The sequence below is a fragment of the Candidatus Thiodiazotropha endolucinida genome, from assembly GCF_001715975.1.
In the GTDB taxonomy this organism is placed as follows: Bacteria; Pseudomonadota; Gammaproteobacteria; order Chromatiales; family Chromatiaceae; genus Thiodiazotropha; species Thiodiazotropha endolucinida.
Genome location: NZ_MARB01000020.1, coordinates 48,621 through 68,616 on the forward strand (window position 1 = coordinate 48,621; position 19,996 = coordinate 68,616).

Below are 19,996 nucleotides of genomic sequence, written 5' to 3' on the forward strand. Positions count from 1 at the left end.
TCTTGCGTTTGTTGCTGGTTGAAGATGATGATCTCCTTGTGACTTCTTTGAAGCACGACCTGGAGCGGCAGGGATTTGCCGTCGACCACGCCCATGAAGGCATCGAAGCGGAGTTCATGGGCGATAACATGGCGTATGATCTTATTGTCCTGGACCTTGGACTGCCCAACCGCTCCGGTCTGGACGTGTTGAAGAACTGGCGGGCACGGGATAACCGTACACCGGTGATTATTCTCACCGGGCGGGATGCCTGGCATGAGCGAGTGGAGGGATTCAAGGCAGGCGCGGATGACTATCTCGGCAAGCCGTTTCATATCGAAGAGCTTGTGGTGCGTTTGCAGGCGCTGATCCGCCGCAGTCACGAGCTGGTCGGCGCCAGCCTGAAGTCAGGTGGCCTGGAACTGGATGAGGAGAGACAACAGGTCATACTGCCCGATCAACAACGGCTTGAGCTTACCGGCACTGAATTTCGACTGCTTCGCTGCTTTATCCTCAACAAGGGCAAGATACTCTCTAAAACACGGCTGACGGAACATGTCTATGAACAGGACTTTGATCGAGACAGCAATCTGATTGAAGTCTATATTCGCCGTTTACGTGACAAGCTGGGTAATCAGGTGATCGAAACCCGTCGCGGACAGGGTTATATTTATGTCGGTATTGAGCAGTAACTCCCTCGAACACCGTCTCCACCTTGGGTTGGCGCTCACCCTCATCGTGCTGATGGGGTTATTATGGCTACTCGGCGCCAGGTCTATCGAAACCCTCACAGAGGATTTTATCGCCTCCAGACTTGAGCACGACAGTGAGGCTTTGCTGAGTGCGATGATCATCAAGCAGCAACATCTCAAGGTCCGGCCTTCACGTATCAACCAAATCTATCATCGTCCCTATTCAGGTCACTACTATCTCGTTCACCAGCAGGATGGCGTTGAACTTACATCGCGTTCACTGTGGGACTTCAAACTTCAGGTGCCGACATTGAAGCTAGGAGAAAAGAGGCGTATCCACATACCTGGGCCGGATAAACAACAGTTGTTGGTATATGTTGCCGGCTTCAGAAAGCAGGGACAGGATTTGACTGTGGCGGTAGCGGAGGACCTCATGCCGATAAAACAGCAACGGGATCTTTTTCTGCGCAACTTTGCCATATTGGCAATGGTGGGATTGGTCACGCTTTTGCTGGTTCAGGGTATGGTTGTCAGGCAGGCCTTCCGTCGTATAGAGCCCTTGCGGGAGGAGGTCAAAAGTCTGGCCACAGGGGATGAGAAATCACTCAGTGAAGACGTTCCGGATGAGATCTTTCCCCTGGTCAGGGAGATCAATCATCTGTTGCAGTTGCTTTCGAGACGCAATCTACGATCCCGAAATGCCCTGGGCAATCTCGCCCATGCATTGAAAGGCCCCATGAACCTGCTGACACATTACTTTGACAAATCGACAGCTAGTGAAAACCGTATTGACAGCACGCTGGCCGGCCAGCAGGTTGAGAGGGTCAGGCTATTGATCGATAGAGAGCTCAAACGCGCCCGCATTGCGGGCAGCGGCACTACAAGCCAAAGGTTCGATCCACAACTCGATCTAATGGATTTGGTGACTGTCTTAAAGCAGATCTATAGGGATAAACAACTGTCTGTAGAGGCCGTCACAGCAAGAGGTCAATCACCATACGGAGACCGTGAGGATATTCTTGAATTATTGGGTAACTTGCTTGACAACGCATGTAAATGGGCAAAAAGCAGGGTTCGCTGCACCATTTCCGGAAAAGAGCATTTGCGGATTGTTGTCGAAGACGATGGTGCGGGGCTGGCGGATGAGGATGTCACCAGACTGACAGCACGCGGTAGTCGCCTGGATGAAAACAGAGAGGGGCAGGGGCTGGGTCTGGCGATCGTGTCCGATGTGGTCAGTCTGTATGACGGTGAGTTGGTCTTCGACCGGTCACCGGAAATGCGTGGGCTCAGAGTCAGCGTGGTGTTAAACCGTTTATAACAGGATAGCGTGCGTCAACCAGCTGTATTGTTGAAACTGGCATATACTGAGGGTAATGTTTGTACGTTAGGGCCTGTTAACACTAATCCAATCGACTCTGCTGGAGCTGTTTTTTTACCCAGCAAGGCAGAATGAGCGAGGTTTAGCCATGCTAAATGAGCGAATGATTACGCTGCTGGGTGGAAAAACAGCCCCAGCCCTTCGGGTTGCGCCCCGAAGGAAGTGCCCTTGGGGTGCGCCTCGATTGGCGCATTTTCAGACACAACAGAGCCGATTGGATTAGTGTTAACAGGCCCTAAGGACGGTGAGTATGAACCGATCAACCCAAACACGACAAAGACTTGCCGGTGTGACACTGCTCGGATCTTTGCTCTTCTTTTCGCCTGTACTCACCTTGTTTGACAAGGCCTCCGAGTGGGCCGGCATTCCCATCAGCTACCTCTACCTCTTTGGCATCTGGTTGGCCTTGATTTTGTTGGCTGCGTGGACAGTCGAGGGTAGAAAACACTAACGGTAGGCAGCATGCTGACTACCACTATCGTCGTTATCGCTTCTTTGGGTTACCTGGGCCTGTTATTCGCGATCGCCTATTGGGCCGATAGGCGAGCGGATCAAAAGCGCTCGGTGATCTCCAATGCCACGATCTATGCACTCTCCCTGGCTGTCTATTGTACGGCATGGACCTTTTACGGCAGTGTCGGCAGGGCCGCGGCCACGGGTATCGGTTTTTTGCCGATCTACATCGGGCCCACATTGATCGCCGCACTCTGGGGGACCTTGCTGTTGAAGATGGTGCGTGTGAGCAAGAGTCAGCGCATCACCTCCATCGCGGATTTCATCGCTTCACGTTACGGAAAAAGTCACCTGTTGGGCGGCTTGGTGACGGTCATTGCCGTACTGGGTATCGTTCCCTATATCGCCCTGCAGCTGAAAGCAATTTCACGCAGTTTCACCATTCTGCTGACCTATCCCGATGTCAGCATGCCGAACCCCGCCGACTCTCTTCCACTGTTACAGGACACAACGCTCTATGTCGCGCTTTTACTGGCGGCCTTTACCATTTTATTCGGTACACGACATCTCGACGCCAGTGAGCGTCATGAAGGGATGGTGGCCGCTATCGCGTTTGAATCGATTGTCAAGCTGGTGGCGTTTCTCTCGGTCGGCATCTTTGTGACCTATCAACTGCATGATGGATTTACCGACCTTTTCGATAAGGCTGAAAATGCCGGTATTCTCAATCCGCTGATTATCGACGGTATGAACGGTTACGAGAATTGGTTCGCCTTAACGCTACTGTCTGCGCTGGCGGTGATGATGCTGCCGCGTCAGTACCAGGTTGCCGTGGTTGAGAATAGCGGTGAACAACATTTAAGACGTGCGGTCTGGTTGTTTCCTCTCTATCTGTTTCTAATCAATATATTTGTGATACCCATTGCACTTGCGGGACAACTGACCTTTGCCGGGGAGAATGTGGATGCGGATACGTTTGTGTTGACCCTGCCCATGGCGCACCACCAAGGCTCATTGACCCTGCTTGCCTTCCTTGGCGGCATGTCCGCCGCGACCGGGATGGTGATAGTCGAGACAATCGCCCTGTCAACCATGGTCTGCAACGATTTGGTGATGCCTCTCCTGTTGAAACGTTGGAAACAGATACCTCCGAATGCGGATCTGAGCAAACTGTTGCTGCGCATACGACGCGGGGCGATCATTCTGATTCTGCTGTTGGGATTTCTTTACTTTCGACTTGCCGGTGAAGCCTATGCATTGGTGAGTATCGGGTTGATCAGCTTTTCCGCGGTGGCCCAGTTCGCACCGGCCATGATTATCGGTCTTTACTGGCGTGGCGGTACACGCAGTGGCGCCCTGGCCGGACTATTGTCCGGATTCGCTATCTGGGTCTATACGCTACTGTTACCGTCATTCGCCAAGTCGGGCTGGCTACCGGCAGGCCTGCTGGAGCATGGACCTTTTGCCATCGAACTGCTCAAGCCACAAGCGCTGTTCGGCCTGACCGGTCTGAATGAGATCACTCACTGCCTGTTCTGGAGCATGTCCTTCAATATCGGCGCCTATATCCTGTTTTCACTTTGGCGCACCCCCAGGGTCGATGAGGCCACACAGGCATCACTGTTTGTCGATGCCCTGAAAAATCAGCAGTTCCTGGGCGTCGGCTTATGGCGGGGAACCGCAGAAGTAAAAGAGCTGTTGCATCTTGCGGAACGCTTCCTGGGAAACGAACGGGCCAGGCATCTTTTTCAGGCCTTTGCCAAGCGAAGAAAGCTGACAGACATCAAACAGCTGCCTGCAGATGCAGAAACGGTTTATTTTGCGGAGACCCTGCTGGCTGGGGCGATCGGCAGCGCATCCGCCCGGGTGATGGTCTCTTCGGTGACTACGGAAGAGACACTGGGTATGGATGAAGTGCTGCATATTCTTGACGAGGCTTCGCAGATACGCGCCTACAGCAAAGAGCTAGAGCAGAAATCCCGTCAATTGGAAAGGGCCACGCGTGAGCTGAAGGAGGCCAATGAGCGCCTGCAGGAGCTCGATCGGTTAAAGGATGATTTTATGTCCTCCGTGACCCACGAGTTGCGTACGCCCCTTGCTTCGATTCGTGCCTTTTCCGAGATCCTTAACGATGATCCGGATATCGCGCTTGATGAAAGACGGCGCTTTCTTGGCATCATAGTGAACGAGACCAAGCGCCTGTCCCGCCTTGTCAATCAGGTGTTGGATCTGGCCAAGATTGAATCGGGACGTGCCGACTGGAATGCGGAAGATGTGGATTTGCTTGAAATTGTCGAAGAGGCGATTTCCTCGACAGAACAGTTGTTTGCCGATCACGGAACCCGTGTGATCAGAACGCTTCCCGAGCATACCTGTGTCGTGACCGGTGACCGCGATCGTCTGATGCAGGTACTGCTCAATCTTTTATCGAATGCGAATAAATTCGTACCCGAACGGACAGGAAAGGTGACTGTTCGTCTCCAATCAAAGCAGGATCGATATGAAGTGAGTGTATCCGACAATGGGCCCGGAATCGCCGCAGAGGAGCTGCCAAATATCTTCGAGAAATTCCGTCAGGCGGGAAGCGCGAGCAATAAACCGATAGGTACCGGACTGGGGTTGCCGATCAGCAAGAAGATTGTCGAACACTTGGGAGGAACTATCTGGGCTGAAAGCACAAATGAGAATGGTGCTATCTTTACCTTTGCGCTCCCCAAAAAAAAGAAAGCGGCGTGATATCCGGAGAAACCAATGACAAAGACAATTCTGATCGTGGATGACGAACCGAATATCGTACTCTCTGTTGAGTATCTGATGAAGCGGGAAGGCTATCAGGTCATGACGGCGAATGATGGCCAGGTGGCAATTGAGATGATTGCAGATACACGCCCAGATCTGTTGATCCTGGATGTCATGATGCCACGCAAAAACGGCTTTGAGGTGTGTCGTGAGATACGTGCAGATCCTGCGCTTTCAGGATTGCCCATATTGATGTTGAGCGCGAAAGGGCGGGAAGCGGAGATTAAAAAGGGGATATCCCTGGGTGCGGACGCCTATATTACCAAGCCTTTTTCGACCCATGATCTGGTCGATAAGGTTAACCAGCTTCTACAGTCACGGGAGTGAAAGGAGAGCGTGCTATGATGCCGGCTAAGCAACCTCCACCAAGGCCGCCTAAACCGCTCGCGGAGTTTAAATCCGCGCATATGTCGGCAGGGATCGGCGATATACCCTTACGGGAGTTGGCCCAGAATGAACCCCTGATTATCCAACCTGAAACGAGCATACGCGATGCTCTGTTCACACTCAATCGTGATGACATTCAAGCAGGCGTGGTTGCTCAGCAGATTGACGCGCCGCTCGGCATCGTGACACTGCGGGAGCTTATCGAAGCGATCACCCTTAAACGCGCGGATTTGAGTGAGCCAGTGATCGCCTATATGACGGCTGCGCCGATCTCCCTGCCGGTGGATGCGCCGGCACACCGGGCCAGGGTCGCCCTGACACGCAGTCGATTGAGTCATCTGGTGCTGCTGCAGTCCAACGGCCGGCTATACAACCTTTTGTCGCATTCCGATCTGCCGGGATTTCGGGAAGGCGGCGCAGAGGGCCTGATTAACACCGTTCAACATGCCGGTAACGTGGACAGTATGGCCAATGCCGCAAAGGCGATTCGACAGAGGGGGCAAGAGCTGTTCGTCAATGGCATGGGTGTGGAGGCTCTCTGCCAATGGATGTCGGGTTTGAACGACCTGCTCTGTATGCGTGTCATTGAATTGATCGCCAACGAATTCGACCTGCCCCCTGTCTCCTGGTGTTGGATGGTATTCGGCTCGGAGGGCAGGCTCGAGCAGACCTTTGCCGCGGATCAGGACAATGGCCTGATTTTTCAGCCCGATAATGAAGAGGACACACCACAGATTCGCAACGCCCTCGTACCCTTCGCGAAAGCTGTAAACAAGGCCCTCGACCGTTGTGGTTTTTCACTCTGTCGTGGTGATATTATGGCCGGCAATCCAAAGCTATGCCTCTCTGTCAGTGAGTGGCGTGACAGGTTTCAACATTGGCTCTCAACACCGGAACCAAAATCGTTGTTGAATGCCACCATCTTTTTTGATTTCCGACCGCTTTATGGCCAGGACGAGCTGGTCGACGATCTGCACAACTGGTTATTGCCAAGACCAGCGGAACATCCTCGGTTCCTTCGCGCAATGGCGACGGAAGCGCTGACCTGTGCACCCGCATTGGGTTGGTTTGGCCGATTCTCCTATGATGGCGGCCATCGTTATCCACATACCATCGATTTAAAGAAACGGGGTGCCCGACCTTTTATCGACGCAGCCCGTATCTGGGCGTTAAAGCATGGTGTCTGGTCAACGAATACCGCGGAACGTCTGCGGGCGGCCACAAACGACATGAAACGATCGCCTGCCGACACGGCAGCCACCATCGAAGCATTTGATCTGATTCAACGGATACGCATGCAGCGACAACTGGCTGGCGGGGATTATGATGAAATCAACCGGGTCAATCCCTCTGATCTAAGTTCAAGCCAGCGTCTGATGCTGAAAGAGGCCTTTAAGCAGGGGAAGCTGCTACAGCTTCGATTGCGTCAGGAGTTCGAGCAATGAACGTGATGCGAAGCGCCTTTTTTCGGCTTTCCTTGGAACCATTTGCACTCGGGGGTGGTAGTAGCAGGTCTTCCAGGAAAAAAGCTGATAGAGCGGCCCTGCCGCTCAATTTGGCCTTGTGATAGATGGAATGGGCTTGTTGCTGCACCTGTTTTTGTAATAAAAACACAGTTCAATTTTCAGCCTGAATTAATCTTGCCCACCTACACTGAAAGTAGCAAGGAGGCAGGGAGCCCCCTCCAGTATTTTGCGCAAGGTGTCAGGAGCGATGCCATTGCACGGAATCAAGTAGGACAGCAGCCATGATGAAGTTGAACAGATCGATCGTAATGAGTGTATTACTGATTGTGCCGGGATTTCCACTTGCGCAAACTCAGCTGACGGCCACAGGCCCGATCCCATTTTCGGTCTTCGATAGGGATGGTAACGGTTTCATCAGTCAACAGGAGTTTGCAACCACCCATGCCGAGCGGAGAGCCTTGAGGGCACAACGAGGTTATCCCATGGGCAGGACAGCGAATCCGGTGTTCCAAAATTTCGACAGCAATGATGACGGCAGAATTAACGAAAAGGAACTGCTTGCCGGCCAACACGCGAACCGATTAATGAAAGGAGGCAGTGGAATGGACGGGAAGGGCATGAGAGGCCGTGACATGCCGATGTTCGGCGATTTCGATATCAATGGAGATGGTGTTCTAAAACAGGATGAATTCGAACAGGCCAGGGCTAAACGGATTAGCGAGAGGGTCAGCCAGGGCTACCTGATGAGGAACCTGGTGAATGCGCCCACATTTGCTTCTATCGATAGGGATAGCAATGGCGAAGTAACCCCGGATGAGTTTCGAGCCGCTCAGATCACCCATCGACAGCAACGTATTCGCTGAATCAACATGTAAATACAGTCACCTCCGGCCCAAACGCTCTAATGGGTAGGTGGGTCAGGTCATTTGCGGGAGTGGGTAACAAGCTGATATAAAGCCAAGCCGCAAATGCACGCCAATCAACGCAAATCTTCACAAATGGATGGGCATTAAACGTGGCATTGTGGTTGTGAGTTTTAAATAGCGGGCTACTTGCGGTTATTGGTGTTCATTAGCGGCCTGACTAATGTTTCTCTGTTTGTTGACTGGCATTTTAAACAATCAAGCCACTCGAAATGATGAAGGGGATATTTACGCTTTCATGATAGACTTGGCAGCCAGTCTAGTAACGCAAGGAGGCGTAGATTGTGTCAGGGACGATTCAATCCATCACACTGCAACCAAAGCCATCCCGGCTACTCCATGCCTGGCGTGTAGCCATCCATCTGTTGGCATTATTGACAACCCTCTTTGCACCCATAATGCTGTGGCCTAAAGTGTCTCTATTGACGGCATTGGCTCTGTATGGCTATTTCTCTTTCCGGCAGGGCGGGAAGGGAGTTGACGGACAGATTGGCAAGGTGACCATCACGCCTTACGGCAGGGCGAGAATTGTCATGCAGGATGGCAGAAATCTGCGGGCTAGGATTCGCCGGGACAGCCTCGTTATACCTTGGTTGGTTGTGTTACGTTTCGACCTCGACAAGGGATGGCCGCCCCGTTCGCTGGTTTTGGCGCCTGATGCCGTCAGCGAAGAACAGATGCGTCAGCTGCGTGTTTTGCTAAGATTCGGTGAGATAAGTCAGAGTGGTCGAATCATAAAACGCTAGATCAAGTTCGGTACCCCGCTTGAGTGAGTCAGCATAGCTGCCATAGTGTGAGCACCGGCTGCGATTGGGTATTGCTATAAAAGGAGAAACTATGGCCGGGAACGTTCAAATTGAGAGTGACTTCATCATCGGAGGTCATCCCGATGCCCGTGTAACACCCAACTTCCGTCTCAAGGAGTTGTATAGATCAAACGGGAAGGTCCGGGTACACAGGGAACTTGTAGCCGGCCTGCAGGTTTTACGAGACAACCTCGCGGCCTCCATCGAAATCGACCCTCGACGGCCTGCCGCGTTGGAAAAACCGTCCGACGATGGATTGTACGTGGTGATAGCGGCAGAGGATACCGAGCGACTGCAAAAAGAGGCGATGAAACTGCTCCGGCAGGGCTACTTCAGTCGTTGTGTGGCCGATAACGGCCAGCTCTATGTTGAGATGCACGATCCCTCATTGCTACCACGGATCTCGCCCAAGCTTGCCTTCGACTGCGGGGTGAAAGTGACCGCGGCCTTCGAGACCAGCGGCGATCCTTACCAGCAGGTGACAGGCAATTTCGATAAAGCCGGCCTCTCCTTTGGACCGATTCAATGCAATCTCAAAACAGGTACCCTGCAGGAGCTGTTCAGGTATTTCCGTGGTGAGGATGAATCCCGACTGCGGCGTTGTTTTGACGATCCGGAAGACTACCTGGCGTTCTGGAAGGTGCTCGATGGCTCCAGAAAAAAGGCGGTAGCCTGGGCGGATGGCCTGAGCTTGGGTTCAGCTAAACATAGATTTGCACAACCCTGGAGGGGTTATTTGCAGGCGGTTGGCAGAGAGCCGCTTTTCCGTCAGGTGATGTTGCGCTACGCCTATGACAAATACGGTAAACTGCTGATGTCCGCACTCGCCTTTCTGCATGGAGTCTCACCGGTCGAAATCAGCAATCTGCGCTGTCTCGCGGCGCTTTACGACATGGGTGTGCAACAGGGTAGTCTCAAAAAGGCCCATACCGCCATCAAACGACGCGTCGCCGCGGAGCAGCCAGAGGATGAGTTCGCCCTGACCCGGATTGCCGTGGAGGAGCGTGCCAAGAAGGCCAGCCCCCGTTGGCGCGCCGACTGTCTGAGTCGCCGTTTATGCATCCTCGATCGGCAACCGGTCTCGGTTACCCTGGATGGGAAACGGGCGCGACGCAGCAACCGAAGCAGTTATCTGTTGCGGAATAGTGAGGTGAAGGGGTTGGACAGGTATTTAGTGGGTTGAAGGAGAAATGAAAACAGCTGACGCCGTAATACCGGATTAAATATAATTCGAGTACTGTCGGGTTCAACCCATCAATTCATATCGCTTTTTAAGGTTTGACCTATTCCCGACGGCATAGAGGGATCAATTCCCTGACCTCATCGGCAAGGCCTTTGCTATCGGGAAAGAACCCATTGGCGGGCAGCCACCATTCTTCGTATCGGCGTAATTGAAGTCCTGTGGATTGGAGCGGATTATCCGCGTCAGGTTTTCTGGACTGCACGACCTTAAACCGGGCCTTCATCTCTTGCAGATAGAATGCGGCTGTTTCGTCGGTTGGCTCTCCGATGAGCGTTCCCAGTAGTGCGAGTTTCGCCAATGAACCCTGGGCCCAATATTCACCGGGTCGTACACGATCGACTTCGGCGGCACGGTAGGCGGTTTTCCACATATTTGCATCCACCTTTCCGGTGATGACGGCTTGTAACGCCAGATACTGGACGCCGCTCCAATGATGGGAGGGATTGGCATCGAATGCTTCCTTATACCATTTGCAGGCACGATTGAGTGCCTCGCGAGAGGCTGCTTTGGCGGCATCGTCCCCGATGTGCCTGAAGAGCAGTTCCGCCAGCCTCTTTTCCGCGCTTCCCAGCAAGCCGCGATTCTCATCCAGAGCCCGCATTTCTTTAGTTTTAGCAAGCAGTTTATTCAGTGCCTCGATCTCTTTTATCAGGTCACCTCCGATGGCCTCAAATTCCTCACGACTGGCACCAACCCGTGCCAATGCCTCGGCACGATCCCTTAGATTCTTCAGTGAATTGAGATGGGATTTCAGTCGAACTTCTTCCAGTATGTCGTTATAGCCCTCGGGCAGCTGTACATAGCCCACCAGGCTGACCCAGTCATGACCCGCGTTGGACTGGTTGTCGTAGAGCTCTTCCCGGGTATGGTGGAGAGCTTCACGAACGTCGAGACCATTTAACAAATCCCCGTAAAAACGCCTAGTCAATATCTCTGAACCGAACTTTGTTAAAGGTAACTGGGATGCAATCACCACGGGAAAACCGCTCGTATGCAGTAGATGGGCCACGCTTTTATCGGGATTGATTACATCGGTTTGGTTACCTGCATCGCATGCGGCCAGCGTCACAACCACGGCGCTGGAACGGATGCCTTCCAAGGCCTTGCAAAGGGCATCCGGGGTAATGACATCGGCACCTTCGATACGATGGTCCAAAGCAATACCGAATCGTTTGTCATTCTTCCTGTCTATCTGCTGTCCGTGCGCCAACAGGTGGCAGTGTGTGAATCCATCATCACGGGTGATTTTTTCTATATCTCTGTATTTCGCATTGCCGATCTCAACGAATACCTTATCTATATTTTGCGGCGGAAGCCATGGTTTAAGGGCATTGAGTAGCGCATCCTTGTGTTCTTGATGGGGAACACTGCCACCAGCGGCGGACCAGATGAATAAAACCTTGGGTGTGATGGGCCAGTGCGGTGTGAAATCTCTGAACACACCACGCACACGACGGGTAAGTACAACACCTTTGCCGCTAAGAAACAGTGGTTTGTCGTCATTGGCCAATGCAGCCTCGAAGGGAAGCGCTGAGAGTTCGGCGGCATTGGTTACCAGGTCGATCTGTTGTAGCTTGTCGCTATTCTTATTGACCTCTTCAAGTAGAGGGCTCTCTTCCAGGAAACTCGCTTTATCGTGTTGTTGCAGCAGTTGTGCCACATGCTGCAACAAGGCTTCATTTCCTTTATCGCAACTGGTTTTGAGTTTATCAAGCAGCTCACCCACATCCATGTAATCCTGACGCCGCAGAAGATCGGTTACCAGCAAGGAGAGACTTTTAAATGCATCATCGTACTCATGCTTATCCTTGTAGACATAGCGCATGCTGTTCATCAACTGACTGAAAGGCCGCTGGTTGATGGGAATACGAACCTGATGTACACGATGACTCGTGATGCTTCGCAAATAGTCGTCACCTTCACGCAGAATCCCTGTTCCCAGATTCTTGAATCGAGCGAATTCGACCAATATCGATTTCATTCATCAGTCCCTCGGACAAACAACAGTCCGGTCTTCTCATCTTTCGGATAGTGGGCCTCATAACCGTAGGCATCGCGAAGCCTCTCATCATCCCAGATAAGGGTCTCGTCAGTGCTGTAGTTGAACCACAGCTTGGGCATATCGCCACCATACTCGATCACTCGTGCAACCGCTTCAGGATGGGGGTGTTGAAACTGATCGCCGTTAGTGGAAAAGATATAGTTTTCGCAATCGAGATGTTGAATCAACTCACTGCTTACGCTGCCCCTGCTGCCGTGATGGGGCAGTTTGCAGAGGTCGAGTTTGAGCTTCTGATCTCCAAGACGTTTTATAGATTCCACCAGCGTACTGGGATGTGCATCGCCCGCTAACAGTACCCTGGAATCTCCATATTGAATCAGGAATGCGATGCTGCTCCCATTGGCGGATGAAGGATCCTCCGTGTACTCTTCCCTGAGAAGCTGCTCGATGTCCGGGCGCTTTTTTTCCGGCGGTGACTCCTCTTCCCCTAACAGGGCGAAGTGTCCCTCTGCTCTGGCTTCCTCCAGTTCTCCCGGGGTGATGTCGATATCCAGGCACGATTTCTCCCAGTCATTGCGCAGGTCCGCCAGCATCGGGATCGTGGGGCCCATCAGGGTGATCGTCAGCCCGTCATCGAATTCGATACGGGGAAGTTCTCCGGATTCAGGAATGACAATGGCATTGCCATCGAAGCCATGGCAGTTCCAACTGTGGCCGTTTTTCAAGATAAGGTCGGTGAGCAGTTCTCCATGTTTGCCCGCAAGGACTTTCGGGCCGGGCGGTTCGGGGAGATGTCGATAGCCGTTGAACCAGATATCCCTGGCCTTGAAAGGGAGCTTGTCATCCTGGGCCAGTTCGATGATACCGCGGATGTGGTCGTAATCGACATGGGTGACGACTAACAGCTCAAATTCACGCTCTTCATCCGATAGCCGTTTCAGTCTGGGTTTGAGCGCTCTTTTGTAGACACCGGGTGCGCCGCCGTCGATCAGCATGCGCCGCACCGGATTCGACCCATACTCGAGCCAGAGACAATCGCCGTAACGCGCCGGGAGAACTTCGAGTCTGAACATCTTGTGTCATCCCTTCTATTTTGTTGTTTTGTCTATCCCACAGCATTGTACTGTCGTCAAATGATGCCTGCAGGCAGTTTGGCCAATAGATCCGGTCGCTGGTGAATGAATGCCAGCAGGTTGTCGGGCCTGTAAGTGTTGTCGTGTATGAGCAGTTTGATCGCCGAATCGTGGACATCGATACCGGCATGGTCACGCATGGCGACCAGGTCGCGATCACCACTCTCACCGATCAGCCCCTTGATCCAGCCCCTGAGTTTCATGAAACCGGTGAATGAGTCGTTCCGTGTATCGCCGAACCAGGGTCTATAGAAGCGGAGGTATCTGTCGTCCACGGCAAGCCCTTCCTGCTTGGCGTCATTGATCATCCACTGCAGAGCCCCGTTAGCGAGACCGTCATTGGCATATCCGCCGCCGATACTGGTGTGCACGCCGGGAAACCAACGCTGTTCCACCGATTGATCGGGATGGGTGTCTTGCCAGATTTCGGGGCGGAAATCGGTGCGGCGTTCATCGATGGCCAACGCCTGCCTGGCCACGTTGACGATGCCTGGCGGTCTATCGCCCACATGGAAACTGAGACCGGGCGCCGTGGTCCGCTCCTCTCTATCGAAGTCGGCGCGTAAGCGGGAGCCCAGGGCCAGTACGGTATCGTAGACCCCGAGAAATCGTATCTTGGTAGCAACGGGTGGCTCGATCTTCTTGCCGCTGGCGATCAGTTTATGCCGGAGTTCCCGGGCTGCGCCATCAGCCGCCTCGGTTTCGATATAGTGTTTGAAGAAGTCCGGGATGAAATAGGCATCGCGTTTGTGCAGCATACCGCCCATCCAGTCGATGAAACGGCACAGACTGCGCGCCTGACCCGCACCCCGGCTGAAGCCGAAGACGAAGATCTCATCGTCCGGTAGTTTGTTGCCCGCGATGAAGGTGTAGGCGGCTTCGATATTCTGTTCAAATCCCGCGCCCCAGGCACCGCCCAGTACGGAATCGAGTTTGGCCAGCGCCTTGTTACGTAATCCCCGCTGTGCCGAAAGGGCGCCGACTCCTTCATCGTAGTAGGAGATCTGATCGATTCCATCCTCCGACAGAGGCAGAACGGCACGATAGGTTTTGAGTACATTGGAAGGTTTGTGGACCTCGGTGCCGTCACCCCGTTCCACTTGATTGCCGGGGCTTGCCCAGGTTCCATCGAGACAAATGATGATTCTTCGCATCGTACCAGCTCCATGGTCGGTTTAGGTTTTATTATTCAATATTCCACTCTATATAGACCAGGGCCAGTCTGTTGTCACGCCACCCAGGGGGTAACTATTACACTTGACCAGGCTTCACTTGGTAGTACGGTAGTCGGCTGCCATTCATGCATTTACAAGTATGCCGTCAACCATCTACTCCCCTCATGGCCAGCAGGGCGGTGCCGAAGGCAGCCTCTTGTTGAGACGCCGGTATTACAGGGACGGATAGCAATTGTTGTCGGATTCGACGCCATGGTTCATTCAGTGCGCCGCCACCGATGGAATAGACACAGCGGGGCTTTGGCGCCCCCAATTGCCGCAGTAGACGATAGCCCGTCGCCTCGATGGCTGCTATGCCCTCCAGCATCCCCTGGAAGAAGCGCCGGTCATCCGCCGGGCGTGGTTGCAGACGGGGTTGATAACCTGCATCGTTGTGGGGGAAACGCTCACCGGGCGAGAGCAGGGGATAGTAGTCGAGGCCGGTGGGCTGCTCCGGTTGCAGCTCAGGGGTCATGTGTGCCATCTCCTCGTTGCTGAAATAACTTGTCAGCACTGCACCACCGCTGTTGGAGGCGCCGCTCACCAGCCAACGGTCTCCCAGGCGATGACTGTAGACGCCGAATTCAGCAGCGAATACCGGTTTATCGGCGAGAATCTTGAGCACCAGGGTGCTGCCGAGAGAGCTTACCGCCTCACCGATCTCGTTGGCGCCGGTGGCCAGAAAGGCAGCGTTGCCATCCGTAGTGCCGGCGACGATAGGTATGCCCTGTGGAAGACCGGTGGCTTCGGCGGCCTGCCGGCACAGTTCACCGATCATGGTGGCGCAGGGGACGACGCTTGGCAGCACCTCTCCGTCAACCTGCAACTCCGTGAGCCAGGGGGGCCACTGGCGCTGGATCGGATCATAGCCCAGTTTCAGGACATTATGCTCATCGCTGTAGCGATAGTCGCCACACAGTCTGCCGAGGATCCAGTCCGCCTGGTGGCGTACAAGATAGCGATCGGTGGAGAGGCTTTGACGCAGGTGGAGCAGCTTGGCGAGACTCGATGATGCGCTTAGAACAGGACTGCCTTCGGGAGCGACTGTATTCAATAATCCCAGTTGCCCTTTACCGCTGCTGTCGTTGTACATCAAGGCAGGTGTCAACGGTTTACCCTGGTGATCCGACAGCAGCAGGGTGGAGGATGTACCGTCCACGGCGATTGCCGCGATAGTGTTGTCGCTGCAGGCGCGACCGATCTCGGTGAGCACCTCGACCAGGGTCCGCCACCAGGTCTCCGGGTCTTGCCGACGCTGATGGGTTTGCGGTTTCTCCGGGCTTGGCAGGGGCCTGCTTGCAGAGGCCCGGAGGGTCCCTGTGTCGTCGATCGCGATGGCCCGACAGCCGGAAGTACCCAGGTCGATGCCGATATAGCGTTTCATCTATGAACGGCCTGACGCAGGCTCCCCCGTCGGTCTACAGATGTACAGGGTGTGTTCGCGGTTATCAAGGCAGTGTTACCGCGGCTGGAGAAATCCAGTCATCCGCGCGGTGCTCTGCGACAATGGTGGTGTAGATACCGCCTCTTACATTGAATTCAGCGGTCAGGCGCATGAAGCGGGGCTGGGTGGCGCTGACAAGATCGCTGAGAATCTCATTGGTGACCGCTTCGTGGAAGGCTCCCTGGTCACGGAATGACCAGATATACATCTTCAACGCCTTCAACTCGACACACAGCCTGTCGGGCACATACTCCAGCGTCATCTCGGCAAAGTCCGGCTGACCGGTCTTGGGACAGAGACAGGTGAACTCCGGGATATTGATACGTATTGTATAGTCTCTGTCCGGCTGGGGATTATCAAAGGTTTCAAGATCTTTGCTCGGTTGACTGGGCATGGTCTTCTGGTCTCGTCGTTAAAATGGCGAAGAATTATACTCGAGCCTGAACCCGGTCAAAAGCTTTGCCTCTATAAGTCATTAAAAACAATGAGTTACAGTATATAGTTAAAGTGTAAAAAATTGAACTGCACCCTGTAACAATCCCCCTCTTTGGTGTATCTTAGCCGCCCATGCGTCTGGAGAAAATCAAGCTCGCCGGATTTAAATCATTCGTCGATCCAACCACAGTGCCGATCCCGAGCAATCTGGTCGGTATCGTTGGGCCAAATGGATGTGGAAAATCCAATGTCATCGATGCCGTGCGCTGGGTCATGGGCGAAAGCTCGGCCAAGATGCTGCGCGGTGAATCGATGGCGGATGTCATCTTCAACGGTTCGAGTGTGCGCAAGCCGGTAGGCGCCGCGACCATTGAACTGCTGTTCGACAATTCGGAAGGCAGGGCGGGCGGCCAGTATGCCCAATACAACCAGATCTCGGTCAAGCGCCAGGTCTCCCGTGATGGTCAGTCCATCTACTATCTCAACAGCGTACGGTGCCGGCGCAGGGATATCACCGATCTGTTCCTCGGTACCGGCCTCGGACCCCGCAGCTATTCCATCATCGAACAGGGCATGATTTCGCGCCTGATCGAGGCGCGGCCGGAGGATCTGCGCAGCTTCCTGGAGGAGGCGGCAGGCATCTCCAAATACAAGGAGCGCCGCCGTGAGACGGAGAACCGAATCCGCCATACCCGGGAGAACCTCGAACGCCTGACCGATCTGCGCGAAGAGGTGGCCAAACAGCTGCAGCATCTCAAACGTCAGGCCGCCACCGCGGAAAAGTACCAGGAGCTGAAACAGCAGGAGCGTCAGGTCAAGGCGGAGTTGCTGGCCCTGCGTTGGCGCAGCCTGCATCAGGATCTTGAGCAGCGACAGCGACAGATTGCGGAGCTGCAGAACCGACTCGAGAAAGCCATTGCCGAGCAGCGCAAGCTGGAAGCCGTGATCGAATCGGACCGGGACAAACATGCAGAAGTCAACGACCGGTTCAACGAGGTCCAGGGCAAATTCTATAGCCTGGGAGCGGAGATCAGCGGCCAGGAGCAGGCCATCCAATTTGCCCGCGATTCACAACGTCAGCAACAGCAGGATCTGGAACAAGTGGAACAGGCCCTGCAAGAGTCGGAAGCCCATAAAGCACAGGATGAAGAGCGCCTGTCGGAGCTCAACGCCAGTCTGCAACAGGAACAGCCTAAGCTGGATCAGGCGCGAGGCGAGGAGGCCGGGCATTCCAAGGCCCTGCACGAGGCCGAACAGGCGATGCAGGCCTGGCAGCATGAGTGGGAACAGTTTAATCAAAAAGCGGCGGAACCGGCCCAGACCGCTCAGGTCGAACGCACCCGGATCAATCATCTCGAACAGCAGGGGGGTAACCTGGAACAGCGGCTGCAGCGCCTGGACGAGGAGCTGGGACGCCTCGACGACAGCCAGCTATTGAGTGAAATCACCGCGCTCGAAGCCGATGAAAACCGGCAGAAAGGCGAGGCTGATACCCTGCACGGCCAACTCGATCAGGCGGTGGAGCTGATCAACCAACAGCGGGAAAAAAACAGTCAGACCGCCAACAGTCTGGATCAGGCCCGCGCCGATTTTCAATCCAAAAAAGGGCGATTGGCCTCATTGGAGGCGCTACAACAGGCGTCCCTGGGTCAACAGGATGAAGGGGTGGAGTGGCTCGAGAAGCGTCAGCTCAGCGACGCCAAGCGCCTGGCCCAGGAGATCAAGGTGGAGCCCCGATGGCAGCAGGCGGTGGAGCTGGTTTTGGGATTTCATCTGCAGGCCGTCTGCGTGGACGACATCGGCCGATTCAATGAGCAACTGGCGCAACTGGAGAAGGGAGCGCTGGCCTTTTGGGATACCCGCGCCCGGACTGGTGATGAATATCCCGCCGGCGAGGACACCCTGCTTTCCAAGGTTACATCGCCCTGGAATCTGCAGTCGCTGCTTGGCGGTGTGAAGCTTGCAGACACGGTTCATGATGCCTTCGCAAGGCGACAAGGGCTGAAGGCGGGGGAGACACTGGTTACCCCGGATGGTTTCTGGCTGGGCCCGGACTGGTTGAGAGTCAGCCGTGAATCGGATGAGAACGCAGGCGTACTGGCCAGGGAAGAGGAACTTCGCAACCTGAAACAGACACTTGTGGAGCAGGAGCGCAATGTCTCCGAACTCGCTGCCGATCTTGAACAGGGCAGGGAGGCGCTGAGGCAATCGGAACACAGCCGTGAACAGGCCCAGGCCGGTTACAACCGGCTCAACCGGGCACTGTCCGAAATACGCGCCAGCCTGAGCGGTAAGCGCACCCGCGCCGATCATCTCCGACAACGCCGCGAACAGCTGCAACATGAACAACAGGAGATTGCCGACCAGATCAATAACGACAAGGAGTTGATGGAGGAGACCCGTTTGCGCCTGCATGAAGCCTTGGAGGCAATCGAGAACCTGGGCAGTCGTCGTGAATCACTGGTGAAGCAGCGGGATGTGCTACGCGATCGGGTTGCCGAGGCGAGAGAGCATCTCAACCAACAGCGCTCCTCGACCCATGAGGTGGCGTTGCGGGTGGAATCGATGCGTACCGCTCACACTTCGTTGACGCAAAACCTGGAGCGGGCGGGCAGCCAGTTGACTCAACTCACCCACCGGCGGGAGGAGTTGAAAGCCACCCTGGATAACAGCGAAGCGCCACTGCAGCAGCAGCTGGTGATGTTGAATCAGAAGCTATCGGAACGGACAACCGTCGACAAGGCATTGAACGAGGTCCGTCGCAGCCTTGAGGATGTGGATGGACACCTGCGTAAGAAGGAACAGGAGCGTCATGTCGCGGAGCAGCAGGTGCAGGAACGGCGCGACAAGCTCAACCAGGCCCGTCTGCAAAGCCAGGAGGTGAATGTACGCTGCATGACCTTGCAGGAACAGCTGCACGAGGGAGGGTTGGATGCCGAGGAGTTGTTCAAGACCATGGACGAGGATGCCACGGAGGATGCATGGCAGGATCAGGCGGAACGGTTGGCGAATCGCATCCAGCGCCTGGGACCCATCAACCTGGCGGCGATCGATGAGTTTCAAGAGCAGTCGGAGCGACTGAACTATCTGGACGAGCAGCACGAGGACATCTCCCGATCCCTGGAGACACTTGAAAACGCGATTCGCAAAATCGACCGGGAGACCCGGACCCGCTTCAAGGAGACCTTCGATCAGGTCAATTCAGGCATCAAAGAGCTGTTTCCCCGCCTGTTCGGCGGTGGTCACGCCTATCTGGAGTTGACCGGTGAGGATCTACTGGATACCGGCGTGACGGTGATGGCGCGCCCTCCGGGTAAACGTAATACCAACATCCATCTCCTGTCGGGTGGGGAAAAGGCGCTGACCGCCGTGGCCATGGTGTTCGCGATCTTCCAGCTCAATCCGGCGCCGTTCTGCATGCTGGACGAGGTGGATGCGCCGCTGGACGATGCCAACGTGGGGCGTTTCTGCGATATGGTGAGGGACATGTCCGATCAGGTACAATTCATTTTTATCACCCATAACAAGATCACCATGGAGATCGCCAACCAGCTATCGGGGGTCACCATGCATGAGCCGGGCGTGTCGCGCCTGGTCACTGTCGACGTGGAGGAGGCGGCACAACTCGCCGCAATTTAA

General features: G+C 54.6%; 15 protein-coding genes. 10 read left to right on the forward strand and 5 right to left on the reverse strand.

The genetic code is table 11. The features are described from left to right. The first annotated feature begins 2 nt into the window (after positions 1-2). From CODIS_RS15615 to CODIS_RS15655, 9 genes are all read left to right on the forward strand, one after another. Entirely contained in the window at positions 3-671 is a 669-nt protein-coding gene (locus CODIS_RS15615; RefSeq protein ID WP_069126878.1) for a response regulator transcription factor, read from the forward strand. Then, the gene (locus tag CODIS_RS15620; RefSeq protein ID WP_069126879.1) at positions 652-1,992 is read left to right on the forward strand and encodes a sensor histidine kinase; all 1,341 of its coding nucleotides are present in this window, start codon (positions 652-654) and stop codon (positions 1,990-1,992) included. Before CODIS_RS15615 ends, CODIS_RS15620 begins: the two co-directional genes overlap by 20 nt. Before the next feature lie 310 nt (positions 1,993-2,302). Beyond that, on the forward strand, positions 2,303-2,503 hold the full coding sequence (locus CODIS_RS15625; protein WP_069126880.1) for a hypothetical protein: 201 nt from the start codon (positions 2,303-2,305) through the stop codon (positions 2,501-2,503). Positions 2,504-2,514: 11 nt separating this feature from the next. Further along, a complete protein-coding gene (locus CODIS_RS15630) occupies positions 2,515-5,241 on the forward strand; it encodes a sensor histidine kinase (RefSeq protein WP_069126881.1) in 2,727 nt (908 codons plus the stop codon). A 15-nt stretch (positions 5,242-5,256) separates the two neighbouring features. Then, positions 5,257-5,631 carry a response regulator transcription factor gene (locus tag CODIS_RS15635; protein WP_069126882.1) on the forward strand — a complete coding sequence of 125 codons (375 nt, stop codon included), beginning with the start codon at positions 5,257-5,259 and terminating at the stop codon, positions 5,629-5,631. A 14-nt stretch (positions 5,632-5,645) separates the two neighbouring features. Then, positions 5,646-7,136, forward strand: coding sequence for a DUF294 nucleotidyltransferase-like domain-containing protein (locus CODIS_RS15640; RefSeq protein ID WP_069126883.1), 1,491 nt, complete (start codon positions 5,646-5,648; stop codon positions 7,134-7,136). A 302-nt stretch (positions 7,137-7,438) separates the two neighbouring features. Further along, complete coding sequence (locus CODIS_RS15645) at positions 7,439-8,020, forward strand: EF-hand domain-containing protein (RefSeq protein ID WP_069126884.1); 582 nt, start codon at positions 7,439-7,441, stop codon at positions 8,018-8,020. A 344-nt stretch (positions 8,021-8,364) separates the two neighbouring features. Continuing rightward, positions 8,365-8,826: a protein YgfX gene (locus CODIS_RS15650; RefSeq protein WP_069126885.1), complete on the forward strand. Its 462-nt coding sequence runs from the start codon at positions 8,365-8,367 to the stop codon at positions 8,824-8,826. Between the two features lie 91 nt (positions 8,827-8,917). Beyond that, complete coding sequence (locus CODIS_RS15655) at positions 8,918-10,069, forward strand: hypothetical protein (protein WP_069126886.1); 1,152 nt, start codon at positions 8,918-8,920, stop codon at positions 10,067-10,069. Positions 10,070-10,169: 100 nt separating this feature from the next. On the opposite strand, the gene CODIS_RS15660 is transcribed toward CODIS_RS15655, so the two are convergent. The 5 genes from CODIS_RS15660 to queF form a co-directional block, all read right to left on the reverse strand. Next, a complete protein-coding gene (locus tag CODIS_RS15660; protein WP_069126887.1) occupies positions 10,170-12,110 on the reverse strand; it encodes a CHAT domain-containing protein in 1,941 nt (646 codons plus the stop codon). Next, positions 12,107-13,204 carry a ComEC/Rec2 family competence protein gene (locus CODIS_RS15665; protein WP_069126888.1) on the reverse strand — a complete coding sequence of 366 codons (1,098 nt, stop codon included), beginning with the start codon at positions 13,202-13,204 and terminating at the stop codon, positions 12,107-12,109. Before CODIS_RS15665 ends, CODIS_RS15660 begins: the two co-directional genes overlap by 4 nt. A gap of 56 nt (positions 13,205-13,260) precedes the next feature. Further along, positions 13,261-14,418, reverse strand: a complete 1,158-nt coding sequence (locus CODIS_RS15670; RefSeq protein WP_069126889.1) for a DUF2235 domain-containing protein — start codon at positions 14,416-14,418, stop codon at positions 13,261-13,263. 166 nt (positions 14,419-14,584) lie between these two features. Further along, positions 14,585-15,862, reverse strand: a complete 1,278-nt coding sequence (locus CODIS_RS15675; protein ID WP_069126890.1) for an FGGY-family carbohydrate kinase — start codon at positions 15,860-15,862, stop codon at positions 14,585-14,587. A gap of 64 nt (positions 15,863-15,926) precedes the next feature. Then, positions 15,927-16,316 carry a preQ(1) synthase gene (gene queF, locus CODIS_RS15680; RefSeq protein WP_069126891.1) on the reverse strand — a complete coding sequence of 130 codons (390 nt, stop codon included), beginning with the start codon at positions 16,314-16,316 and terminating at the stop codon, positions 15,927-15,929. Between the two features lie 173 nt (positions 16,317-16,489). Between queF and smc the strand changes: the two genes are divergently transcribed. After that, entirely contained in the window at positions 16,490-19,996 is a 3,507-nt protein-coding gene (gene smc / locus CODIS_RS15685) for a chromosome segregation protein SMC (protein ID WP_069126892.1), read from the forward strand.

What these genes read in the sequence shown, in the direction of transcription:
- CODIS_RS15645 (WP_069126884.1), top strand. Translation starts at nt 7,439, where the DNA reads ATGATGAAGTTGAACAGATCGATCGTAATGAGTGTATTACTGATTGTG.
- queF (WP_069126891.1), bottom strand. Translation starts at nt 16,316, where the DNA reads ATGCCCAGTCAACCGAGCAAAGATCTTGAAACCTTTGATAATCCCCAG.
- CODIS_RS15625 (WP_069126880.1), top strand. Translation starts at nt 2,303, where the DNA reads ATGAACCGATCAACCCAAACACGACAAAGACTTGCCGGTGTGACACTG.
- CODIS_RS15630 (WP_069126881.1), top strand. Translation starts at nt 2,515, where the DNA reads ATGCTGACTACCACTATCGTCGTTATCGCTTCTTTGGGTTACCTGGGC.
- CODIS_RS15670 (WP_069126889.1), bottom strand. Translation starts at nt 14,418, where the DNA reads ATGCGAAGAATCATCATTTGTCTCGATGGAACCTGGGCAAGCCCCGGC.
- smc (WP_069126892.1), top strand. Translation starts at nt 16,490, where the DNA reads ATGCGTCTGGAGAAAATCAAGCTCGCCGGATTTAAATCATTCGTCGAT.
- CODIS_RS15620 (WP_069126879.1), top strand. Translation starts at nt 652, where the DNA reads ATGTCGGTATTGAGCAGTAACTCCCTCGAACACCGTCTCCACCTTGGG.
- CODIS_RS15640 (WP_069126883.1), top strand. Translation starts at nt 5,646, where the DNA reads ATGATGCCGGCTAAGCAACCTCCACCAAGGCCGCCTAAACCGCTCGCG.
- CODIS_RS15675 (WP_069126890.1), bottom strand. Translation starts at nt 15,862, where the DNA reads ATGAAACGCTATATCGGCATCGACCTGGGTACTTCCGGCTGTCGGGCC.
- CODIS_RS15655 (WP_069126886.1), top strand. Translation starts at nt 8,918, where the DNA reads ATGGCCGGGAACGTTCAAATTGAGAGTGACTTCATCATCGGAGGTCAT.
- CODIS_RS15660 (WP_069126887.1), bottom strand. Translation starts at nt 12,110, where the DNA reads ATGAAATCGATATTGGTCGAATTCGCTCGATTCAAGAATCTGGGAACA.
- CODIS_RS15665 (WP_069126888.1), bottom strand. Translation starts at nt 13,204, where the DNA reads ATGTTCAGACTCGAAGTTCTCCCGGCGCGTTACGGCGATTGTCTCTGG.
- CODIS_RS15635 (WP_069126882.1), top strand. Translation starts at nt 5,257, where the DNA reads ATGACAAAGACAATTCTGATCGTGGATGACGAACCGAATATCGTACTC.